General features: G+C 54.3%; 19 protein-coding genes and 2 tRNA genes. 12 read left to right on the forward strand and 9 right to left on the reverse strand.

All coding sequences use genetic code 11. From position 1 onward, the window contains the following. The first annotated feature begins 1 nt into the window (after nt 1). Genes E3E51_RS09670 through E3E51_RS09680 form a run of 3 tightly spaced genes read left to right on the forward strand, consistent with a single transcriptional unit; the run spans nt 2 to nt 3,849 of the window. Nucleotides 2–1,324, forward strand: a complete 1,323-nt coding sequence (locus E3E51_RS09670; RefSeq protein WP_167912941.1) for a tripartite tricarboxylate transporter permease — start codon at nt 2–4, stop codon at nt 1,322–1,324. A gap of 5 nt (nt 1,325–1,329) precedes the next feature. After that, nucleotides 1,330–2,730, forward strand: coding sequence for a metal-dependent hydrolase (locus E3E51_RS09675; RefSeq protein ID WP_167912883.1), 1,401 nt, complete (start codon nt 1,330–1,332; stop codon nt 2,728–2,730). A gap of 54 nt (nt 2,731–2,784) precedes the next feature. Then, the gene (locus E3E51_RS09680; RefSeq protein WP_167912884.1) at nt 2,785–3,849 is read left to right on the forward strand and encodes an ATP-binding protein; all 1,065 of its coding nucleotides are present in this window, start codon (nt 2,785–2,787) and stop codon (nt 3,847–3,849) included. Here E3E51_RS09680 and E3E51_RS09685 read toward each other — a convergent pair. Further along, nucleotides 3,844–4,698 carry a methyltransferase domain-containing protein gene (locus E3E51_RS09685; RefSeq protein WP_167912885.1) on the reverse strand — a complete coding sequence of 285 codons (855 nt, stop codon included), beginning with the start codon at nt 4,696–4,698 and terminating at the stop codon, nt 3,844–3,846. The genes E3E51_RS09680 and E3E51_RS09685 overlap by 6 nt on opposite strands. A gap of 77 nt (nt 4,699–4,775) precedes the next feature. Here E3E51_RS09685 and E3E51_RS09690 point away from each other — a divergent pair, with 77 nt between their 5' ends. Both E3E51_RS09690 and E3E51_RS09695 read left to right on the forward strand, forming a co-directional pair. Then, a complete protein-coding gene (locus E3E51_RS09690; RefSeq protein WP_167912942.1) occupies nt 4,776–5,489 on the forward strand; it encodes an RAD55 family ATPase in 714 nt (237 codons plus the stop codon). After that, complete coding sequence (locus E3E51_RS09695; protein ID WP_167912886.1) at nt 5,489–5,929, forward strand: hypothetical protein; 441 nt, start codon at nt 5,489–5,491, stop codon at nt 5,927–5,929. The genes E3E51_RS09690 and E3E51_RS09695 overlap by 1 nt, the downstream gene beginning before the upstream one ends. Here the strand turns inward: E3E51_RS09695 and E3E51_RS09700 are convergent, their stop codons facing one another. Next, on the reverse strand, nt 5,930–6,862 hold the full coding sequence (locus tag E3E51_RS09700) for a dipeptidase (RefSeq protein WP_167912887.1): 933 nt from the start codon (nt 6,860–6,862) through the stop codon (nt 5,930–5,932). After that, on the reverse strand, nt 6,859–7,947 hold the full coding sequence (locus E3E51_RS09705) for a hypothetical protein (RefSeq protein ID WP_167912888.1): 1,089 nt from the start codon (nt 7,945–7,947) through the stop codon (nt 6,859–6,861). Before E3E51_RS09705 ends, E3E51_RS09700 begins: the two co-directional genes overlap by 4 nt. Before the next feature lie 63 nt (nt 7,948–8,010). On the opposite strand from E3E51_RS09705, the gene E3E51_RS09710 reads away from it, so the two are divergent. The 3 genes from E3E51_RS09710 to E3E51_RS09720 all read left to right on the forward strand — a co-directional run bounded on the left by E3E51_RS09710 (nt 8,011) and on the right by E3E51_RS09720 (nt 10,884). Then, complete coding sequence (locus tag E3E51_RS09710) at nt 8,011–8,562, forward strand: DUF531 domain-containing protein (RefSeq protein WP_167912889.1); 552 nt, start codon at nt 8,011–8,013, stop codon at nt 8,560–8,562. After that, nucleotides 8,535–9,011, forward strand: a complete 477-nt coding sequence (locus E3E51_RS09715; RefSeq protein WP_167912890.1) for a signal peptidase I — start codon at nt 8,535–8,537, stop codon at nt 9,009–9,011. The genes E3E51_RS09710 and E3E51_RS09715 overlap by 28 nt, the downstream gene beginning before the upstream one ends. Nucleotides 9,012–10,134: 1,123 nt before the next feature. Next, complete coding sequence (locus E3E51_RS09720; protein ID WP_167912891.1) at nt 10,135–10,884, forward strand: biotin/lipoate A/B protein ligase family protein; 750 nt, start codon at nt 10,135–10,137, stop codon at nt 10,882–10,884. A 10-nt stretch (nt 10,885–10,894) separates the two neighbouring features. Here the strand turns inward: E3E51_RS09720 and E3E51_RS09725 are convergent, their stop codons facing one another. Together E3E51_RS09725 and E3E51_RS09730 are read right to left on the reverse strand one after the other, a co-directional pair. Beyond that, nucleotides 10,895–11,875 (reverse strand): ATP-binding protein, encoded by a 981-nt coding sequence (locus tag E3E51_RS09725; protein WP_346765964.1) that lies wholly within the window; start codon nt 11,873–11,875, stop codon nt 10,895–10,897. A gap of 137 nt (nt 11,876–12,012) precedes the next feature. Beyond that, nucleotides 12,013–12,639 carry a hypothetical protein gene (locus tag E3E51_RS09730; protein WP_167912892.1) on the reverse strand — a complete coding sequence of 209 codons (627 nt, stop codon included), beginning with the start codon at nt 12,637–12,639 and terminating at the stop codon, nt 12,013–12,015. Nucleotides 12,640–12,779: 140 nt separating this feature from the next. Here E3E51_RS09730 and E3E51_RS09735 point away from each other — a divergent pair. Continuing rightward, a tRNA-His gene (locus E3E51_RS09735) sits at nt 12,780–12,856 on the forward strand. Between the two features lie 584 nt (nt 12,857–13,440). Here the strand turns inward: E3E51_RS09735 and E3E51_RS09740 are convergent. Continuing rightward, the gene (locus E3E51_RS09740; protein WP_167912893.1) at nt 13,441–14,397 is read right to left on the reverse strand and encodes a hypothetical protein; all 957 of its coding nucleotides are present in this window, start codon (nt 14,395–14,397) and stop codon (nt 13,441–13,443) included. A gap of 108 nt (nt 14,398–14,505) precedes the next feature. Here E3E51_RS09740 and cobO point away from each other — a divergent pair, with 108 nt between their 5' ends. Both cobO and E3E51_RS09750 read left to right on the forward strand, forming a co-directional pair. Then, nucleotides 14,506–15,033 carry a cob(I)yrinic acid a,c-diamide adenosyltransferase gene (cobO, locus tag E3E51_RS09745; RefSeq protein ID WP_167912894.1) on the forward strand — a complete coding sequence of 176 codons (528 nt, stop codon included), beginning with the start codon at nt 14,506–14,508 and terminating at the stop codon, nt 15,031–15,033. A 107-nt stretch (nt 15,034–15,140) separates the two neighbouring features. Next, nucleotides 15,141–15,392, forward strand: a complete 252-nt coding sequence (locus E3E51_RS09750) for a UPF0147 family protein (RefSeq protein WP_014013138.1) — start codon at nt 15,141–15,143, stop codon at nt 15,390–15,392. Between the two features lie 59 nt (nt 15,393–15,451). On the opposite strand, the gene E3E51_RS09755 is transcribed toward E3E51_RS09750, so the two are convergent. Together E3E51_RS09755 and E3E51_RS09760 are read right to left on the reverse strand one after the other, a co-directional pair. Then, a complete protein-coding gene (locus E3E51_RS09755; protein WP_167912895.1) occupies nt 15,452–16,012 on the reverse strand; it encodes an aldolase in 561 nt (186 codons plus the stop codon). Further along, on the reverse strand, nt 16,009–16,590 hold the full coding sequence (locus E3E51_RS09760) for a hypothetical protein (protein ID WP_167912896.1): 582 nt from the start codon (nt 16,588–16,590) through the stop codon (nt 16,009–16,011). The genes E3E51_RS09755 and E3E51_RS09760 overlap by 4 nt, the downstream gene beginning before the upstream one ends. 76 nt (nt 16,591–16,666) lie before the next feature. Between E3E51_RS09760 and E3E51_RS09765 the strand changes: the two genes are divergently transcribed. Further along, nucleotides 16,667–16,744: transfer RNA gene (locus E3E51_RS09765), tRNA-Tyr, on the forward strand. A 161-nt stretch (nt 16,745–16,905) separates the two neighbouring features. Here the strand turns inward: E3E51_RS09765 and E3E51_RS09770 are convergent. Next, nucleotides 16,906–17,091, reverse strand: a 186-nt coding sequence (locus tag E3E51_RS09770) for a zinc ribbon domain-containing protein (RefSeq protein ID WP_167912897.1), incomplete at its 5' end; no start/stop codon positions are given.

Below are 17,091 nucleotides of genomic sequence, written 5' to 3' on the forward strand. Positions count from 1 at the left end.
CATGCTTCCCCTTCCAGACCTTCTGCTCTGGTCCCTCGCGGGGGTGCTCTTCGGCGCCCTCATATCGTGGATTCCGGGCTTCCACATCTTCAACATCATGGCCCTACTCGTTGCCGTCTTCGGCGTCGGCGAGCTGATGCCCGTCCAGGCCTTTCCCTTCTTCGCCATCGGGGCGATAGTGGCCTATGCTTACGTGAGTGCTATATCGAGCGTCTATTTCAGCGTTGCCGATGAGAGCGCCGTCTTTCTCCTCTTTCCGACGCAGAGGTACCTACTGCTCGGGAGGGGACATGAGGCGGTTTTGCTCTACCTCATCGGGGCGGTGGCAGGGACCCTCATCCTCGTGGTGGGGGCGCTCTTCATATTCCCGAGGGTACTGCCGCCGATATACCAGGCCACGAGCCCCTACGTCACTTACTTCCTCGTCGCAATAGTGGTCTTCATGTTCATGAGCGAGTGGCCCAAGGAGGGCGATAGGGGGAAGACGCCGTTCCAGAGGCTCTGGATGGCCTGGAGGCAGATACTCGGTGGAATCTTCGTCTTCTTCCTCTCAGGCATTCTGGGCTTCATCGTCATGAACACGAACCTCCTGCCGACCACGAGCGCATACACCAGGCTCACTCCGATGTTCATAGGCTTCTTCGGAATGTCCTGGGTGATACTCAACATACTCTCCAATCCGCCGATGCTGGAGCAGGTTCCGGAGGATAGGGTCGAGAGCAGCATCTACAACACCCTCAAGGCGAGCTTCGGCGGGGCGCTGGGTGGAACCATAGCGGCAGTGTATCCGATAATAACCGGTGGAATGGGCGCCCTCGTGGCCGGGCACATGACGAGCCAGCGCGGGGACGACGCCTTCATCATAAGTCAGGGTGTGAACAGGGTCATCTACTACGTTGGAGCATTCACACTCCTTTTCCTGCCCCAGCTCAGGCTCACGAGGGGAGCGGCGGCATGGCTCGTCAGCTCCATCTACACTCCGAAGAGCTACGCCGAGTACCTGGCCGCTATCGGGGCGATTCTCCTAAGCGCCGGGATAAGCTTCCTCTTCACCTACTACCTCTCCAAGTTCATAGCGAGGAGCTTCAACATAGTCCACATCAGGAAGCTCTCCTACGTTGTCGCAGTGACCCTGGTGGTGATATCCTACCTGCTCACTGGGCCGATGGGGGTAGTGGTGCTGATGGTATCAACGGCCATAGGCATGATGGCGGCGGCATTTAACACGAGGAGAAGCTACTGCCTTGGAGGATTGATACTGCCGGTGCTCATAAGCATGACTGGACACACCGGTGAGATAATGAGCCTGCTCGGACTGAGGTGATCGCGATGAGGGGATTCACACACTACATCTCTGGACTTGCCGCGGCCACCTTTTTCCCTGCCCTCGTCTCCGACCTGAGGGCGGGGATACTGATACCCGTTATAGTGGCCGCAGCGGCCTACTTTCCGGATTTCGTTGACTTCAAGTTCGGTAAGTTCTTCGCGAGGAGGGACTACGAGATAGACCCGGCTCCATGGGACGAAAAGAAGCACTACGCTCCAAAACTGGTCAAAATCAGCGAGCTGAGCGGGAAAAACCGCTATCAGTTCTTCGCCGTCGAGGGGACGGTCAGAGAAGTGCTCAGCAGGGGCTCGGGGAGGGTCTCCTACAAGGTCATAGACGGCGAGGGTAACGAGCGCCTCGTCAGTGAGGAGTACAGGAGCATAGTCTTCATCCTGAGCGACGGAACGGGTGAGATAACGGTCGAGGCTTTCGGGGATGATTACAGATTTTTCGAGGAGGAGTTTGGTGAAATCGAGGAAGGCAAGAAGCTCCTCGTCTTCGGATACGTGGACGTTGATGAAGACGGCTCCCTAAGGCTCGTCGTCAGCGATGCCCCCCACCCGCAGGGCATAGCCGAGACGATAGCAAGGGCAATCGAGGAAGCCTACCGCGAGGGCGAAAGGATAGTCAAGATACACAACATTCGCCTCCCGGGAGACGTTTACAGACGCTTTACTGTTCACCTGGATCCACCGAAGAGAGAAGTTCGGGTGAAGATGGGGCCGATAGTAACCCCTGGCGGTGTTGCCATAGGCGGCGACGTTCCCGAGTACAGGAGGTACGGCATAGCGAAGGTGGACGTTCCCTTCATCAAGACCTACCCTAAGCCCACCCGGATTGATTCTTTCTCGGGCCCGGAGATTGCCTTCAGAAAAGCCGAGTTCAAGGGAAAAACCGTCGTCAAGGACAGGTTCCTGCCCTGGCACCACGGCTTCAGCCACTCGCTCACTATGGGCATGATAATAGGCCTCGTCGTCTTCACCTTCTTTAGGCTGATAGGCTACGGGCACGCCACCGAGCTTGCCCTCGCCTCGATGATAGGCCAGTGGCTGCACGTCTTCGAGGACCAGCTCGGCTTCATGGGGAGCAACCTGCTCCCGCCCCTCACGAAGGACGTCGTTCCGGGCTTTAAGCTCGGTGAGAGCGGCAGCGGGCTTACAAACTTCTCAACTGCCTGGCTGATGATAGCCCTCATGATATGGAACTTCAACCGCTTCACCGACCCGAGGCCGATACCGATAAGCGACGCCAAACTGCTGCTCCTCCTGATATGGCCGTCGATAATAGGCTTTGGAATAGCGATAGCCAGGAGCTTCAGACTGAGGAGGGAGATATCCGAGTTGATGGATTACTACACGAACCTCGATGCCTTTGAGGAGCTGGAGGAGGTCGGGGGGATTTAACCGCCACCTTTATATACACCTCTGGACATCCCCCTTTTCGGGGGGTGTCCTTAAATGTTGTTTGATGTTCGTCCAAAGACATCAATTCACGAACTCTTCGGCAGGAAGGCCGAGTACCTGATTTTTAGAAATGCCGTGAGAAAGGGCAGGAACTTCATTCTAATCACCGGGCCGAGGAGGATAGGCAAGACCAGCTTCCTCTACGCTTCCCTCAACGAGCTCGCCGAGGATGGAATCCCGCACATAGTAATAGACACCCGCGCGGCAACTTCTCTGAACTCAAGGTACCCTCAGAAGGTCATAGCTGAGCAGGTCTACAGGGCTCTCCTTGGACGCAACGTCGTCGGTAGTGTTCTCTCGAAGGTGAAGGGCGTTAAGCCCGGTCCCGTTGAGCTCGACCTCGGCGATAAGCCGGACCTCGTTGAGGTTTTCTCCCTCCTGAACAGGGCGGGAAATCCGGTCATAGTGGCCTTCGACGAGGCCCAGTACCTAAGGTTTTCAAACGAGGATATGACGCGGTTCTTTGCCTGGGTTCTCGACGCCCTTCAGAACGTTGTTCTCGTCTTCACAGGCTCGCAGGTTGGCGTTCTTGAGAACTTTTTGAAGCTCTACGATGGCTCTTCACCCCTGTTCGGAAGGTACGAGGTCAAGATTCGTCTTCCCCGCTTTAACCCCTCGGAGAGCCTTGAGTTCCTTGAGAGGGGCTTTGATGAGGTTGGCATGAGGGTTGATGACGAGGAACTGCTCTCCACAATCAGGACCCTAGATGGCATTCCCGGCTGGCTCGTTCACTACGGCGCTTCAAGGGTTGATGGCCTAACGCACGATGATGCCATCGAGAGGGTTCTTGAGAAGGCGATGGCCTACGTGGCCTCGGAGTTCAGGGAGCTCACCAAGCTGTCCCCGAGGTACGAGCTTGTAATGAAAGCCGTTGCGGAGCTCAGCGAGGGGTTTGGCTATGCAAGATTCGAGGAGATTAAAGGAAAAGTCGGCATCGATGACAGATCCCTGAGGAACTACATTAACAGGCTGATTGACTACGGTTTCCTTGAGTCGGCTGGGCATGGAAAGTACAGGATTCCTGACCCCGTCATGTACCGCGTTTTCCGGAGGCTATGACTTTCCTTTCTTTTCCGGTTTTCTCGCCACGACTCCAAGTGCCTCTTCAACGCGCTTAACGCCGACGAAGCCCGCCCTTCTCAACCGCTCCATGACGCCCTTCTGGAGGTCCTTCCTTCTGTATTTCTTTCCGGGATTGCCGACGTAGTGGAAGAGCCTTCCGCCGGGCTTCAAGATCCTGAACAGCTCACGGTAGAACTCCTCGGAGTAAAGCTGTCCCGCCAGTGAAAAGCGAGGCGGGTCGTGGATTACGACATTGAAGCTCTCATCCTTAAAGCGCTTCACCACATCAAAGGCGTCCCCGTGAATCACCTGAATCTTTCCCCCCGTGAAGAGCTCTCTGCTCCAGGGGTTTATTTTCGCTAGTTCGATGACGTTTGGGTCTTTCTCGATTGTTATGACGTAGGCTCCGCGCTTCGAAGCCTCTATCGCCGTGTAGCCGAGTCCCATGCAGGTGTCGAGAACCGTTTCACCCTCCTTCGGCTTCACCGCGTCCACTTTGTTCCTCGTGTCTTGGAGCGGATTCACTTCCTTCGTCCTGTGCATCCTTATTCCGTTTATCTCAATCGTCGGCGGAATCGTTGGCACGAGCTTGTAAAAGCCCTCCCCCGCTATCGCCGCCTTGTAGACGCCGCCCCTCACGAAGTAAACGCCTCCCTCGTCCCTTGCGATTCTCTCAACGACCTCCTTCGAGACCCGCGTTCCGTCGGGGAAGACGAACTCGTCCCCTTCCCGCCGTATCTCCCACACCCTGCTGGTTTTTCTGAGGTCGAGGTTGAGCCGAATTCTCTCCCGCAGAAGGAGCATTCTCCTCGCGTCCTTTGATGTTAAAAAGTACAGTTCGTCCATGAAACCCCACCACTCTGGTACAGCTGTGGGTACCCTTTTATATGAGTTCCGCTTAAAATATAACTGGGGTGGTGGTGATGGGCCTCCCCGAGAGAATACCGAGCGGCGTTAGGGGTTTTGACGAGATAATCGAGGGCGGGCTCCTGCCGGGTAAGACGTACCTCCTCATAGGCCCGCCCGGAAGCGGTAAGACCACCTTTGCGATGCATTTTCTGCTGGAGGGTGCGAGACGGGGCGAGAGGGCGGCCTATGTCTCCCTTATACACAACCCCAATGAAGTCGTAAGGGACATGGCTCGCTTTGATCCCTCCGTGTGGGTCTACGTCAAGTCCGGTAAGCTAATCCTCTGCGACTTCGGAAAGGATCTCTGGCGGCGCTCAGGAAAGCCCCCCACATGGGGAGGGGTCCTGATGCAGGTGCGGGAACTTGCGGAGAGGAACAGAATAAACAGGCTTGTTATTGACCCATTGACCGCCATAGAATTCCGGACGGGCGACCCCGCAGAGAAACGGGCCGAACTTTCGAACTTCATCCGGGTTATCGAGGACATGGGGATAACGACCCTCCTCGTGGCTGAGATGACCGACCTCGACAGGTACACCGAGGAGCACTACATAGCGGACGGCGTCATAATGCTCCACTACTTCATGAACGACGACGGTTCCGAGATGGTAAGGGCCCTGCAGGTTCTCAAGATGAGACGCACGAAGCATCACACCAGGATGTTTCCAGTGAAGTTCGATAGTAACGGTCTGGTGGTTCTTAACGAATCTCCCCTTGGTGAGGAGTAATGGATGGGGACTCTAAGAGGAAGATACGTCTGAAGGATGTCTTGGAGGAGGAGAACACCGTCGAGAGGGCATATCTGGCCGGATATCTGATAGGCTACGGGGGACATTCGGAATGGAGTGGTTGGGCCAGGGAGCTGAGGAAGGATGTGTATTCGAGGGCCAGGTCCGAGCACCTTTTGAATGAGGCGGAGAGGGCGTACATCCGGGGCAAAAAGGAGGGCATGGATGAGAGGTACCGTGATATACACCGGGGAATTTACAGGGTTTCGAAGGTAGAGAAGGTGAGGATGCACTGTCCCCCCTGGCGTTTTGTGCTTTTTGATGAGGTGGGGGGAGGGGCTTATCGAAGACCGAGGTTCTTAAAGCTCGGAAGACTCGGCGACTCTTTTAGGATGCTCCGCAGGTCCTATACAGGCCTGCCTCGGTTCCTTAAGAGGTGATCATCCCACGACCCTCTCAAAAACGCGCTCGAAGTTCTTGGAGGTTATCGCCTCCACCTCTTTCTCGCTGAAGTTCTCCCTCAGCTTTTCAATGAGCGCAGGAATCTTCGATTCATTCTCGAAGCCCTCGACGCTCCTTCCGCTCCAGCCGGGGAGGTAGTAGACGAAGTCGAAGCCGAGGCCGACGTGCCGGTAGCCGGCCAGGTCGACCATGTACGCGATGTGCTCCATGTACCGTTCCAGCGTTGCATGATCCCTGTGAACGAAGCTTGGAATGGCCACTGCCCCGATGACGCCATCGCGCTCCGCTATAGCCTTTATCTGCTCGTCGGTGAGGTTTCGGGGGTGGTCACAGAGTCTCCTCGCGTTGGAGTGGGAGGCTATGACCGGAAAGGCTGTCGCGTCCAGGGTGTCCCAGAAGCCGGCTTCGTTTATGTGGCTCAAGTCAATGACGATTCCCAGCTCCTCGGCCTTTCCAACGACGTCCCGACCGAAATTGGTGAGCCCCCCGCCGGTTCTCTCAAAGACCCCGTCGCCTATCGCGTTGCGCAGGCTCCAGGTGAGCGTTAGAACCCTCAGTCCAAGGCGGTAGAAGACCTCTAGGAGGTGGATGCTCTCACCTATGGGCTCGCCGCCCTCAAGGCCGAGCCAGAGAGCGACCCTTCCTTCCTCGACGGCCTTCTTCATGCCATCGACCGTCGTCACGAGTTCGAAGCGCTCGCTCTCCTCGACGTCCTTGAGAAAGGCGTTCAAAACCTCGAAGCCGTAAACGGTTGCGTCCTTTCGCCTGTCCGGCCTCGTCCATATCGCCATAACCCTCGAACTAACCCAGCCGTTGAAGAAGTGCCAGTTCCCTTCGAGGACGCGCGTTTTTCCTGCCTTTCTCTCATCGTAGACGAAGGTGGGGAGGTCCGAATGGGCGTCGAATATCATCTTCCCTCACTGGCTTCCTCTATGGCCACTACCTCAGTCAGTGCTTCGGTTTTTATCCTGGGGTCGGGTATGCTCCTCACGATTTCTCTGGCCTCTTCGAACTCCTTCCGCTTTGCCAGCTCCAGTGCTATCGCCCTGAGTGCATCGCTCCTCTTGCGAACGTCCTTTATCTCCCTCGCGAATTCAAGCGCCCTCTTCAGGCTTCCGAGTTCTGTCAGGAGCCGGGCTATCTTCTGAACGTTCGTCTCAGTGAAGCGCGGGCTCTCGCAGTGTTCGAACGCCTTGTCCACTACGTCTAGGTACTCTACGTTGTTGACCCTCTTCATCCAGAGGGCGACCTCCAGTTCTCCGATGAGTCTCACGACGCCGGCGTATTTCTTCTCTATGAGCGCGAGGGCGTAGTGGTTCCTTCCCTCAAGGAGGGCCTGCCTTATGGGTGGAAGACCGACGTCGTAAACGGTTAGGGCGAGCTCTATCTTCTTCTCGACCACCGCCGCGCGCTGGTTGACGTGGAGCTTATCGAATATGTCGAAGGCCATCCTGTAGAAGTTGAGGGCCTTGGTTGAGGGGAGCGTATCCCCTGCCTTCTCCAGGAGTTCGCCGATTCTTATTATGCCGTCTACCTTGAGGTTGTAGCTTATCTCCGCTCCGATTATGGTGTCAAAGGCCGTGTTAAACATCTCATAGGCCTCTTCGTTATAACCTGCCACTGCCAGGTGGTATGCCAGTGTTGAGAGAACTATTCCCCTTTCTATCGGGTTCTCTATCTTTTCCGCTTCTTCCACGGCCATGTCAAAGAACTCCGCCGCGTCCTCGTAGTAGCCTGTTACAGAAAACGTTGAAGCAATTCTCGCCCACGCGGCGGCTCTTGTGGAGGGATCCCTCAGTTTCTTTGATATGTAAATCGCATCATCCATTATATCGGGTATCCACTCCACTGGCCCGTTTCGTTTTTTTATAGCAGTAACTATGTCCGTTAAGACTTCAATCTGTTCTAACGGGTCATCTAAGCTGTAAACCTCCTCTAGGGCCTCCGCGTAGTATCGCCTCTCAATCAGTAACTCTATCTCCTCTCGCGTCGTCATACTAACTATTTAATCCGTTCTAAATCCTTATAAACCTTTGTTGGCCACTCTGGGTGAGGAAAGATGTTGACGCTGGCGCTTTACAACACATACGACCCTAAAAAACTCCACGAGGCCCACCTAAGGGCGATAGCCAGGGCAGGGCCGATAGCCTACGCCTACGGCTTCCACCTCGCGCTCGTGGGGTTTCCTTTCGAGGGCAAACCGGTTGACGTTGCCCGCGAGATAAGCTCCCACACCACCATCGGCGAGGGAGGCAGGTATCTCCTTGAGCTGGCCGGGGGAAACCGCTTCCACCTTCTGGAGTTCCCCAGGAAGGGCTTTCCGCCTCAGTTTGGGATTCCGGTTGCAACGACGAGGAAGCCGAGCGGGGAGAAGGAGATAACCCCGCTGGAGCTTGCGGAGAGGGCCCTCCACGGTGAGAGTTTCCTCCTTCTGGTTGGCCTCGGCAGGCACGGTCTTCCGAAGGAAATCTTTAAGACCGCTCGCTATCATATGGACATTACGGGGAAGCGGGTGAGCCTTGAAACGTGCACCGCGATAGGTGCCATACCTGCGAGAATAAGCACACTCATGGAGGCGCTGAAATGGAGGACTCATGGAAGAAGGATTTAGCGTGGATACTTGTGGCACTGCTCGCGGTTTTTGCCCTTCAAACGGGTCTTAAGATAATCCTTCACACGGATGCGCCCCTCGTGATAGTGGTGAGCGAGTCCATGGAGCCGGTCTTCTACCGCGGTGACGTCGTCCTGCTCAAAGGCATAAGCGAGGAGAACATAGACGACGTGCACGTGAACGATGTCATAGTTTACAAGCGCCCCGGTTACGAGTACCCGATAATTCACCGCGTGAGGGGGATAGCGACCGTCGAGCTAGGCGGAAAGGTGGAGAAATGCTTCGTAACGTGGGGGGACAACAACTGGGCACCCGACCCGGATTACCCAACCCCCTACGGAATGATACCCTGCGTTCCGGCCTACGCGGTTGAGGACAAGGCCCTGATGGTTTTCCCGAAGATAGGCCTCATCCCCCTGATCATAAGGGAACACCTCGGCCTGGGATGATGTGAGGGTAGGTGGCCGAGCGGCGCGATGAGGAGCTAATCGGCCCCTGACCAACAGCCCTTTGCTTCGCATGTTGAGACTTTCGTCTCAACACGTTGGGAAGCTTCGCTTCCCACGAGGCGCTGGCGGAAAGATGGCGTACAACTAGACTCTCCTTCTCTTTTCTTGGGATTACTTTTAACTGGCACTCTTGCAGTGTTTCACTCTTCTCAAGGCGTCCGAAGGACGCCAGAATAAATGTGAAACTGTTCAAGAGCTGGTTTTGTTGTTAAATCCCCTCTTCAAGGGGAGTTTTAGAGTGCACGCTTTAGCCTTCCTCTTCAATTTAATAGAAAGGGACCCTTTTGGTGAAGCTTTTCCCAAAAGCTTCCTGTACTCTCAAACCCCCGATGCGGGGTTTTACCCCGCACCCCGTTTTTCTCTAAAACCTGGGAAACTACGTTTCCCCACCTTCCTCATTCCTTACTCCTCCGGGGGGCTACGCCCCACGTCCCCGAACAGCCCTTTCTGACGAAAGCACTGGCGGAAGGTTGAGTGCCTTTCTGGAAATTGCAGGTTTTGGAAGGGGTTTTTGTCAAATTTGCTTCACTTCCGAGTGTTTCACTCTAAGAAGGCGCCCGAAGGGCGCTGATATGAATTTGAAACTATCTTAGGGGGTTTTGTTGTAGTGTTAAACCCTCTGTGAATTTGCTCTTTTATTAGTGCACGACTGATTTTTTGCTTCTTTTGAGAAGAAGGGCGTTCTTTTCGCCAGCCTTTCTTAAAGGCTGTGCAAAAGTTTCATCAAAGCTGGCATGTTTTTTTGTAATTATCTCTTTGTATTGGGTTTGCTCGTTTATCCTCTCATTACAGTAGTTTTGCTGTTTTAAGCGCCCAACGGGCGCTAGGTTGGGAGTAAAACACCCATACATGGGTCCCTTTAACGCAAACCCGAATATCATAGAGCCCTTTTTGAGAGCCTGCAGGTCTCAGAGGTTTTCTTTAACAGTAAACCCCTTTTGGTCAAGCTTTGCGGGAGCAAAGGTTGCTCAGTGGTGACCGCTCTCATCACCCGTCAGGAGGGCTTGGGCGTCATCATCGCTGGGCTTAAAAACGCTCACCACCTTTTAACCATGGTGGTACCATGAGGTTCATCCCGCTTATCGTTGCAAGGCCCGAGGTTCAGATGGCCATAGACGAGGCGATAATGCGCGCCAGAATCGAGGGAAAAGTTCCCGACACGGTCAGACTCTATGCGTTCTCGCCGAGCTCGGTAACAATAGGCCGCTTCCAGAGCGTCGTCCACGACGTCAACCTCGAAGAAGCTAAGAGGCTCGGCATTCCCGTCGTCAGGCGCATAACCGGCGGCGGTTCGGTGTTCCACGACGAATTTGGGGAGATAACATACTCGGTGATCGTCGGCGATGACTACCACCCAATGCTCAGGAACGTTGAGAGCAGCTACCGCTATTTAGCCGGCCCGCTGGTTGATGCGCTGAAAGAGCTCGGCCTTGAGGCGGGCTTCTCTGGCCTGAACGATATCGTTGCCAACGGGAAAAAAATCAGCGGCTCCGCACAGACGAGGAGGAAGGGGGTAATCCTTCAGCACGGCACCTTCATGTACTCCACGCGCGTCGAGATACTCGGAAAGGTTCTGAGGGTCTCCAAGGCAAAGCTCGCCGACAAGGGCGTTTCGAGCATCTGGGAGCGCGTAACCACCCTGGAGCGCGAGGGCATAGCTCTGAGCCGTTGGGAGGCCTACGAACTGCTCAAGGAGAGCTTCTTCAGTGCCTTTGAGCCCGAGGAGGGTGGGCTCACCGATTATGAGCTGGAGCTGGTTGAAGAGCTCATTGAGAAGCGCTACGGAAACAGAGAGTGGAACGAGATGGGGTAAGGCAAAGTTATTAAACGGGGCTCCCAATTTCTTCCACTCTTGTTTCGAGAATCGCCTGCCGTAAGGGGCGCTCTGGAATCTGGTAAACGCCTCGCTTTGGTTTTATCAAAAATCCACCATCAACGAGGTTCTTGAGAACTTCCTTTGCCCTTCTCTCAGAGATTCCCACGACAGATGTTATCTCAGTAACGATTTCCTCGGTCGTCACACCATACGAGGGCCCCTTGGCAACCCTTTTCAGAGCTATTATATACGCGGGAGACCGGTATATCCTAATGAAGTCTCTTAAATCCTTCTTCCAAAGCTTGACTGCGTGATGAAGGGCAGTTGTTAGTGCCGTCCCATGAGACTTCCCCTTGAGTCTCAGCTTGCCATAATACGCCAGGAAACCGGGAACGTTTGAAAGCTCCCGGGCGGCCTCGTAAAGCTCCTCCTCTGGAGCATCTGAAAGACCCTTTCTCAGGTATTCAACGCTTTCCTCAACCGTCCACCGAGGGACGTGAATCTTCTCAACGTATCTCGCGAAGAAGGGCTTGTCTCCGGATGGGTTTATTATTCTCTCCAGCAGGCCGGGCATCGAGCCAGAAAGAATTACTGTCACGTTCTCGAAGCCGTCCGAAATCGTCTGGAGCATGCCGAGCATGTTCAGCGGTGCAAACCTTGGGAGAACTTGAGCCTCGTCAAACACAATCACCGTTTTCTTTCCCGACCTGTTCAGGTGCCTGAGGAGGTTCAGAAACGCATTTTGGAACTCGGCGATTCCCCTCGGTTTAACGTCCATTTTCACAATTCCGAGATTTAGCGTGGCGGAGTATTCAAGCCCTTCTGGCATGTTCGTCGAAACGGGGACGAGTTCCGTGTAACTTATTGCCTCACGCCCCATCCCAAAGGCCAGGTCATAATAAAGGTAATTATATTTCGAGTGGTGCTTGTTGAGGAAGACGTTGATGACGCTGGTTTTTCCAACTCTCCTTGAACCTAAAATTGCCACAAAGTCGCCTTCATCAACGACTTTTTCGAGTTCCCTAACCGCTTTCCTGTGGGTCCCCCATGAAGGTTTCTTTCATCCCTTATCGGTCTGGTGCTGAACAAAGTGAACACCCCATCACTAGTGACGGGCCATCACTTTTAAAGGTTTCCAACACCAAACTCCCCCGCCAGCTCGTAGAACAGCTCGTCCTCGCCGAACTCCTCCCGTAGTGCTCTGAATTTCTCCTCAAGCCGTGGCAGCCGGCCTTTGCTCCGTCTCAGCATGTCGTTGCCAAGGTCAACGGCGAAACGGAGGTACTCATCGTCCACAAGAACTTTTCCATCCCTGCCGAGCGGTGCCGTCAGGTACTCCGTGGCGTTTATCTCCACGAGATAGCGCTTCGAGACCACCTTGAAGGTTGTGTACTTAAAGCCGCTGGCTAGGCCAAGCTCGTGGAGTCTCTTCGCTTTCTCAATGTCCTCGGCAACGACGTGGAATATTGGCGGCTGGCTCTTGAGGAATATGAGGCCCCTCTCGGCGTTTTCGAGTGCTCTCATGGCCTCATCAAACTCAATCGGGCGGTGAACCTTTACCAGCCATCTGCTGAGGGGTTTTGCCCCCAGAGCAGGTTCCTCGATAATCCCTATCCTTCCGGAGCAGGAGGAGGTAGTGTAAACGCCGTTGATGGAGTTTACGAGCAGGAGGAGATCAATTATGTCCTCATCCACTTTTTCCTCTTTCATTGCCCTGAAGAGACTCACGAGTGCTTCGCGCTTTGCCTTCACGCCAGACCCTCCCTGGGCTTCTACCGCATTAAATCTCGCCCCAGCTCTTAGTTATGGTATGTAAAAGGTCTCAGCTCTCTCCTTCAGCCCCTTCCGTCGAAAACTTTATAAAGCTAACCCAAAAGGTTTAGCTGGAAATGGCCAGGGTGGTGTAGCCTGGTTAGCACAGGGGACTGTGGATCCCCTAGCCCGGGTTCAAATCCCGGCCCTGGCCCCAGAACGAAAGACAAGGGGGCTCCGCCCCCTTATCTCTCTGTACTCTCAAACCCCCAGAGTGGGGCTCCGCCCCACAAAACCCCGTTTTTCTCTAAAAACCTGGGAAACTACGTTTCCCCACCTTCCTTATTCCTTAATCCTCCGGGGGCTTCGCCCCCTCGTCCCCAGAAACTTTGCCTGCGCAAAGTTTCATCAAAGTTGGCATGCTTTTTTAAAAGGGTTCATTTTCAGGCGGGTTTGCTTAAAACTCGCTATTCTTGAGCGTGTTTTTCCATTGGCGCCCTTCAGGCGCTGTTCTTAGGTAAAACCCTTCAATAGGCATTTAATCAATGCAAACTCTGGATAAAAGCGCCCGCTTTTAAGTGGGTTTACTCCAACTCGCGCTCCTATGGAGCGCTAAAATGAGCAAACCCTCTTCGAGAGCCGAGTTGGAACTGCATTCTTTTAGAGAACCAAAGAACATAAACCACAATAGGGATGTGAGGAAAAATCACAAACTTTGGGGGACATTCTTGAGGTCAACATACGTTCATCGGGGCGATGAGTAAGTTACTCTCCATGTTATAACCATAAACAGTCTCATTCTCATACTATAACCTCCAATTCCAGCATTTTCAGGAGTTCTTCATAGCTGTATTCAGCCGAGATGTCTAAATTCTTGAAATTATATCTGACCGGTAGGATTTCGGAATGTCCTATGGTGGATTTTGAGAAGTCTTTGGCAATTAGCAATCCCCCGACGGTTTCACTGGTAAACTCGCGCAGGTACCTCCTCAATTGTTCCAGATCTTTCCTTTGTGCCTTTCCTGTCTTGACTTCAACGAGCAGATATTTGTTCGATCCTGTGGGATGTTTTAGCTTGATGAACAGGTCAACGTATCCTTCGGGAAGGGCCTTCTCTCCCAAAACTTCAAATTCATCTGGTGCGTTATCAACGCCGAAAATCTTCAGAACGTCTTTAAGGATGGAGTTCTGGATTTTCCTCCTCACGAGGGACTGGAGTATAAGTTCCTTGAAATAGAACTTCTCGGGAATCCTCTGATTTTCTCTCTTGAAAACAATCGTGGGTTCGAACGTTTCGGCATTTAACTCCAGATGCTCAGTTTCGCCATCAAAGACTGTTCCCATTTCAGAAACGTTATAAAATGTCACGGTATCTGCTTGGAAATGTGTCTTTCTATACCCTCCTCGCAGGAGCAGGTTCTCGGCTACATACGAGAATTCAGGTCTGACCATTGGCTCGTTGAATTCCCTTTCTTGTCTTAGGAACAGTCGGAACGGAAAATAATACGTCCTCTTTGACCTGAATGTTATCCGCGGCCAGGGAGGGAGATTCTCGGCGTTCTTATATGCGACTTTCTCGGTGACCCTGTAGAGGTTCCTGACCCGCGCTCCATATAAAAATGAGACATAATCTCCGACGTCTATATCAAAAAATGTCCAGAGACCGTTTATGCTGTTTGTGAACCCTGCGAGGGCATGTTTTATGCAGAGCTTCAGATTCTCCTTGTTTGAGAGGGATATCAAGAAGTAGTCCGCCATCTGGTTTCACCCTTCTGGGATTTGCACCAGCGAGAATTTAATCATTTTCCTACTCCTTCCAACACCCTTTAAAACCTCTGGCAATTATATCCACCTCGGTGAATCCACATGTCCTGGAAGGACAAGCTCGGCCTCGTTCACATCTACACCGGCAACGGGAAGGGAAAGACAACTGCTGCCTTTGGCCTGGCCGTCAGGATGCTCGGCTCCGGCGGAAAGGTCATCATCCTCCAGTTCATGAAGGCGCCCGATGTCTACGGGGAGCAGAAGAAGATAGCCGAGTGCGGTGCCGTCATAGAGTCCTTCGGCCTGCCGAAGTTCGTTCACGGGAAGCCCGAGCCGGACGACATAGAGGCGGCGAAGAAGGCCCTGGCGCGCGCGAAGGAAATCGTCTCAAGCGGCGAATGGGATTTGGTTATTCTTGACGAAATATGCGTCGCCCTCGGCTTCGGAATGCTCGACGTCGATGAGGTCAAGGAACTCATCGGGAACAAAGCCCCGCACACGGAACTGGTCTTGACCGGCCGCTACTGCCCGGAGGAGCTCTTCGAGCTGGCCAACTACGTGACTGAGATGCGGGAGGTTAAGCACCCCTACCAGAAAGGAATCCTCGCGAGGAAGGGTGTAGAGTTCTGAGCTCTCCCCTCCTCTTTCGATGCTGACCGAAAAGCTTTTTAGTTAGGAAAGCTTAAGATAATCCGGGAAAGTTTTAGTAACAATTCTTTAGAAAAGGAGGTGATAGAATGAGCGAGCTCATCGGTCAGATCGTGCAGGTTCTCAAGGAGCAGGTCGTTCAGGATACCGTTGTTCCCCGGAACATAAGGCGCGCCGCCGAGCAGGCCATCGAGGCCCTCCTCGACGAGAGCAAGGAGCCGGCCGTCAGGGCCGCCGACGCCATAGCCATCCTTGAGGAGATAAGCGAGGACCCGAACATGCCGATGCACACGAGGACGATCATCTGGGAGGTCCTCGGTGCCCTTGAGCAGGTCAAGTGAGCGTTTTCTTTTTACGCTCATTTCCCTGCGTTTTCTGGGGGAAATAAAGGAACGGAGGGTCACACTTTTCTGCCCATGTACCAGAGCTTCGCGCTCTCCTCGACGAGTTCGGCCTTGTAGAACGCCTCCCTGAGGGTTTTCCCTACGGTCACTATGCCGTGTTTGGCCATTATCGCCGCGTCCGAGTTCTGAAGGGCCCCCGAGGTGACCTCCGCCAGCTCTTCCGTCCCAGCGGGCCTGAACGGGGCTATCGGGATTCTTTTGAGGTATATCTCGGCCTCGGGGGTTATTATCGGCAGTTCACCCTCCACCAGCGTCGACGCGGCTATGGAATACGGCGGGTGCAGATGGGCGATAGCCTTGACGTCGGGCCTCGTTCTGTAAACAGCGAGGTGGAGCCTGTACTCCGACGACGGCCTCACCCCGGAGACCTGCCTTCCGCTCATGTCGATTACGGCGACCTGTTCGGCCGTCATGTCGTCCATGACGGCTCCAGTGGCCTTGATGAAGACGAGGTTTCCCCTCCTGATGCTCAGGTTTCCGCCGAAGGCGGCCGTGAGTCCCCTCTCGTGGGCCAGCCTGGAGTACTTCACGAGCTGGGTTTTGGTCGCCCTGCTCATCCTTTCACCACCCTCACGCCGTAGCCGCAGTCCCGGCAGTAGGCTTTCTCCCCTTTCCAGGTCAGTTCCCCGCCGCATACCGGGCAGATGCTTGAGTCTCCCTCCTCATTCCAGCGCTCGTAGGTCCAGTGGTCTATGACGAGGAAGAGCCCTTCTTCATCCTCTTCGAAGTGGCCTAGAACAGGGTTGCTCTTGGGTTCGAGGGTTTTTTCGTCTATAATTATCGGCTCGATGCCGATGTTGCCCTCGTATTCGAGGTCGTTGGTTGGGAGAATCTCGACCACGAAGGCCCTGAGCTTCCTGTCGTGGTAGGCTATGACCTCCAGGGCGTCGCTGAGCTCACCGCTGGAGGAGATGGCGTCCACGATCACTGTTTCCTCCCTTGGAAATGCAAGGGCTATGACGAATCTGCTCCGGTAGAGGGCCAGTCCGCGGTCGAGGCAGCTCTCCTCAAGGCCGAGGCCCTTCAGCATCTCGCGAAGCTCGTCGCCGCCTGGCAACTTGCCCTTGCGCCTTATGAACTCTCCCACCTCCTTTGCGAGGGGCATGGCGAGTGTAACTGGTTCGTAGAGCCTCATGTTCCCACCCCCCTGGAGTCGGGAGAAAAATTTATAAACCTACCCGGGGCACTATGGAACGGGCTGACTGTAGGGTCCCGCGGTAGCCTAGCCTGGGAGCGGCGGCGGACTGTAGATCCGCAGGTCCCCGGTTCAAATCCGGGCCGCGGGACCACCAGAATTCTAACGGCCTGTTCTGGAGTTTTGACCCGCTGGAGTTCTCACCCGTTCGAGCCTTGCATCCGATGATTCCGGTTCTATTCCGTTACGTTCTTCTTTTGGAAGCCTCGCCGTTCGCTGCGGTGATGCGGTAGCAACGGGCCTTAACCGTTCTGGTTAGCCGTAACTTGTGTAAAGTTCGTAAGCGTCGTTACGGACAACCTTTCCCACTCCCTTCTTCATCGTGGGGCTTTCGGGGGGAACGGTGACTCCCCACATCTTCAAGGCTCTCAAACGAACATTCCAAGAGCCAACCACATCTCTATCAGCCTCAAACCCACAATTCGAACACTTCACAACCCT

The sequence above is a fragment of the Thermococcus sp. 21S7 genome (genome assembly GCF_012027615.1).
In the GTDB taxonomy this organism is placed as follows: domain Archaea; phylum Methanobacteriota_B; class Thermococci; order Thermococcales; family Thermococcaceae; genus Thermococcus.

Excerpts from the sequence above, each read along its gene's own strand:
- E3E51_RS09710 (WP_167912889.1), top strand. The coding sequence starts at position 8,011 with ATGTTGACGCTGGCGCTTTACAACACATACGACCCTAAAAAACTCCAC.
- cobO (WP_167912894.1), top strand. The coding sequence starts at position 14,506 with ATGTCCTGGAAGGACAAGCTCGGCCTCGTTCACATCTACACCGGCAAC.
- E3E51_RS09685 (WP_167912885.1), bottom strand. The coding sequence starts at position 4,698 with ATGGACGAACTGTACTTTTTAACATCAAAGGACGCGAGGAGAATGCTC.
- E3E51_RS09750 (WP_014013138.1), top strand. The coding sequence starts at position 15,141 with ATGAGCGAGCTCATCGGTCAGATCGTGCAGGTTCTCAAGGAGCAGGTC.
- E3E51_RS09680 (WP_167912884.1), top strand. The coding sequence starts at position 2,785 with ATGTTGTTTGATGTTCGTCCAAAGACATCAATTCACGAACTCTTCGGC.
- E3E51_RS09695 (WP_167912886.1), top strand. The coding sequence starts at position 5,489 with ATGGATGGGGACTCTAAGAGGAAGATACGTCTGAAGGATGTCTTGGAG.
- E3E51_RS09740 (WP_167912893.1), bottom strand. The coding sequence starts at position 14,397 with ATGGCGGACTACTTCTTGATATCCCTCTCAAACAAGGAGAATCTGAAG.
- E3E51_RS09720 (WP_167912891.1), top strand. The coding sequence starts at position 10,135 with ATGAGGTTCATCCCGCTTATCGTTGCAAGGCCCGAGGTTCAGATGGCC.
- E3E51_RS09755 (WP_167912895.1), bottom strand. The coding sequence starts at position 16,012 with ATGAGCAGGGCGACCAAAACCCAGCTCGTGAAGTACTCCAGGCTGGCC.
- E3E51_RS09715 (WP_167912890.1), top strand. The coding sequence starts at position 8,535 with ATGGAGGACTCATGGAAGAAGGATTTAGCGTGGATACTTGTGGCACTG.
- E3E51_RS09670 (WP_167912941.1), top strand. The coding sequence starts at position 2 with ATGCTTCCCCTTCCAGACCTTCTGCTCTGGTCCCTCGCGGGGGTGCTC.
- E3E51_RS09700 (WP_167912887.1), bottom strand. The coding sequence starts at position 6,862 with ATGATATTCGACGCCCATTCGGACCTCCCCACCTTCGTCTACGATGAG.
- E3E51_RS09705 (WP_167912888.1), bottom strand. The coding sequence starts at position 7,947 with ATGACGACGCGAGAGGAGATAGAGTTACTGATTGAGAGGCGATACTAC.
- E3E51_RS09675 (WP_167912883.1), top strand. The coding sequence starts at position 1,330 with ATGAGGGGATTCACACACTACATCTCTGGACTTGCCGCGGCCACCTTT.
- E3E51_RS09690 (WP_167912942.1), top strand. The coding sequence starts at position 4,776 with ATGGGCCTCCCCGAGAGAATACCGAGCGGCGTTAGGGGTTTTGACGAG.
- E3E51_RS09760 (WP_167912896.1), bottom strand. The coding sequence starts at position 16,590 with ATGAGGCTCTACGAACCAGTTACACTCGCCATGCCCCTCGCAAAGGAG.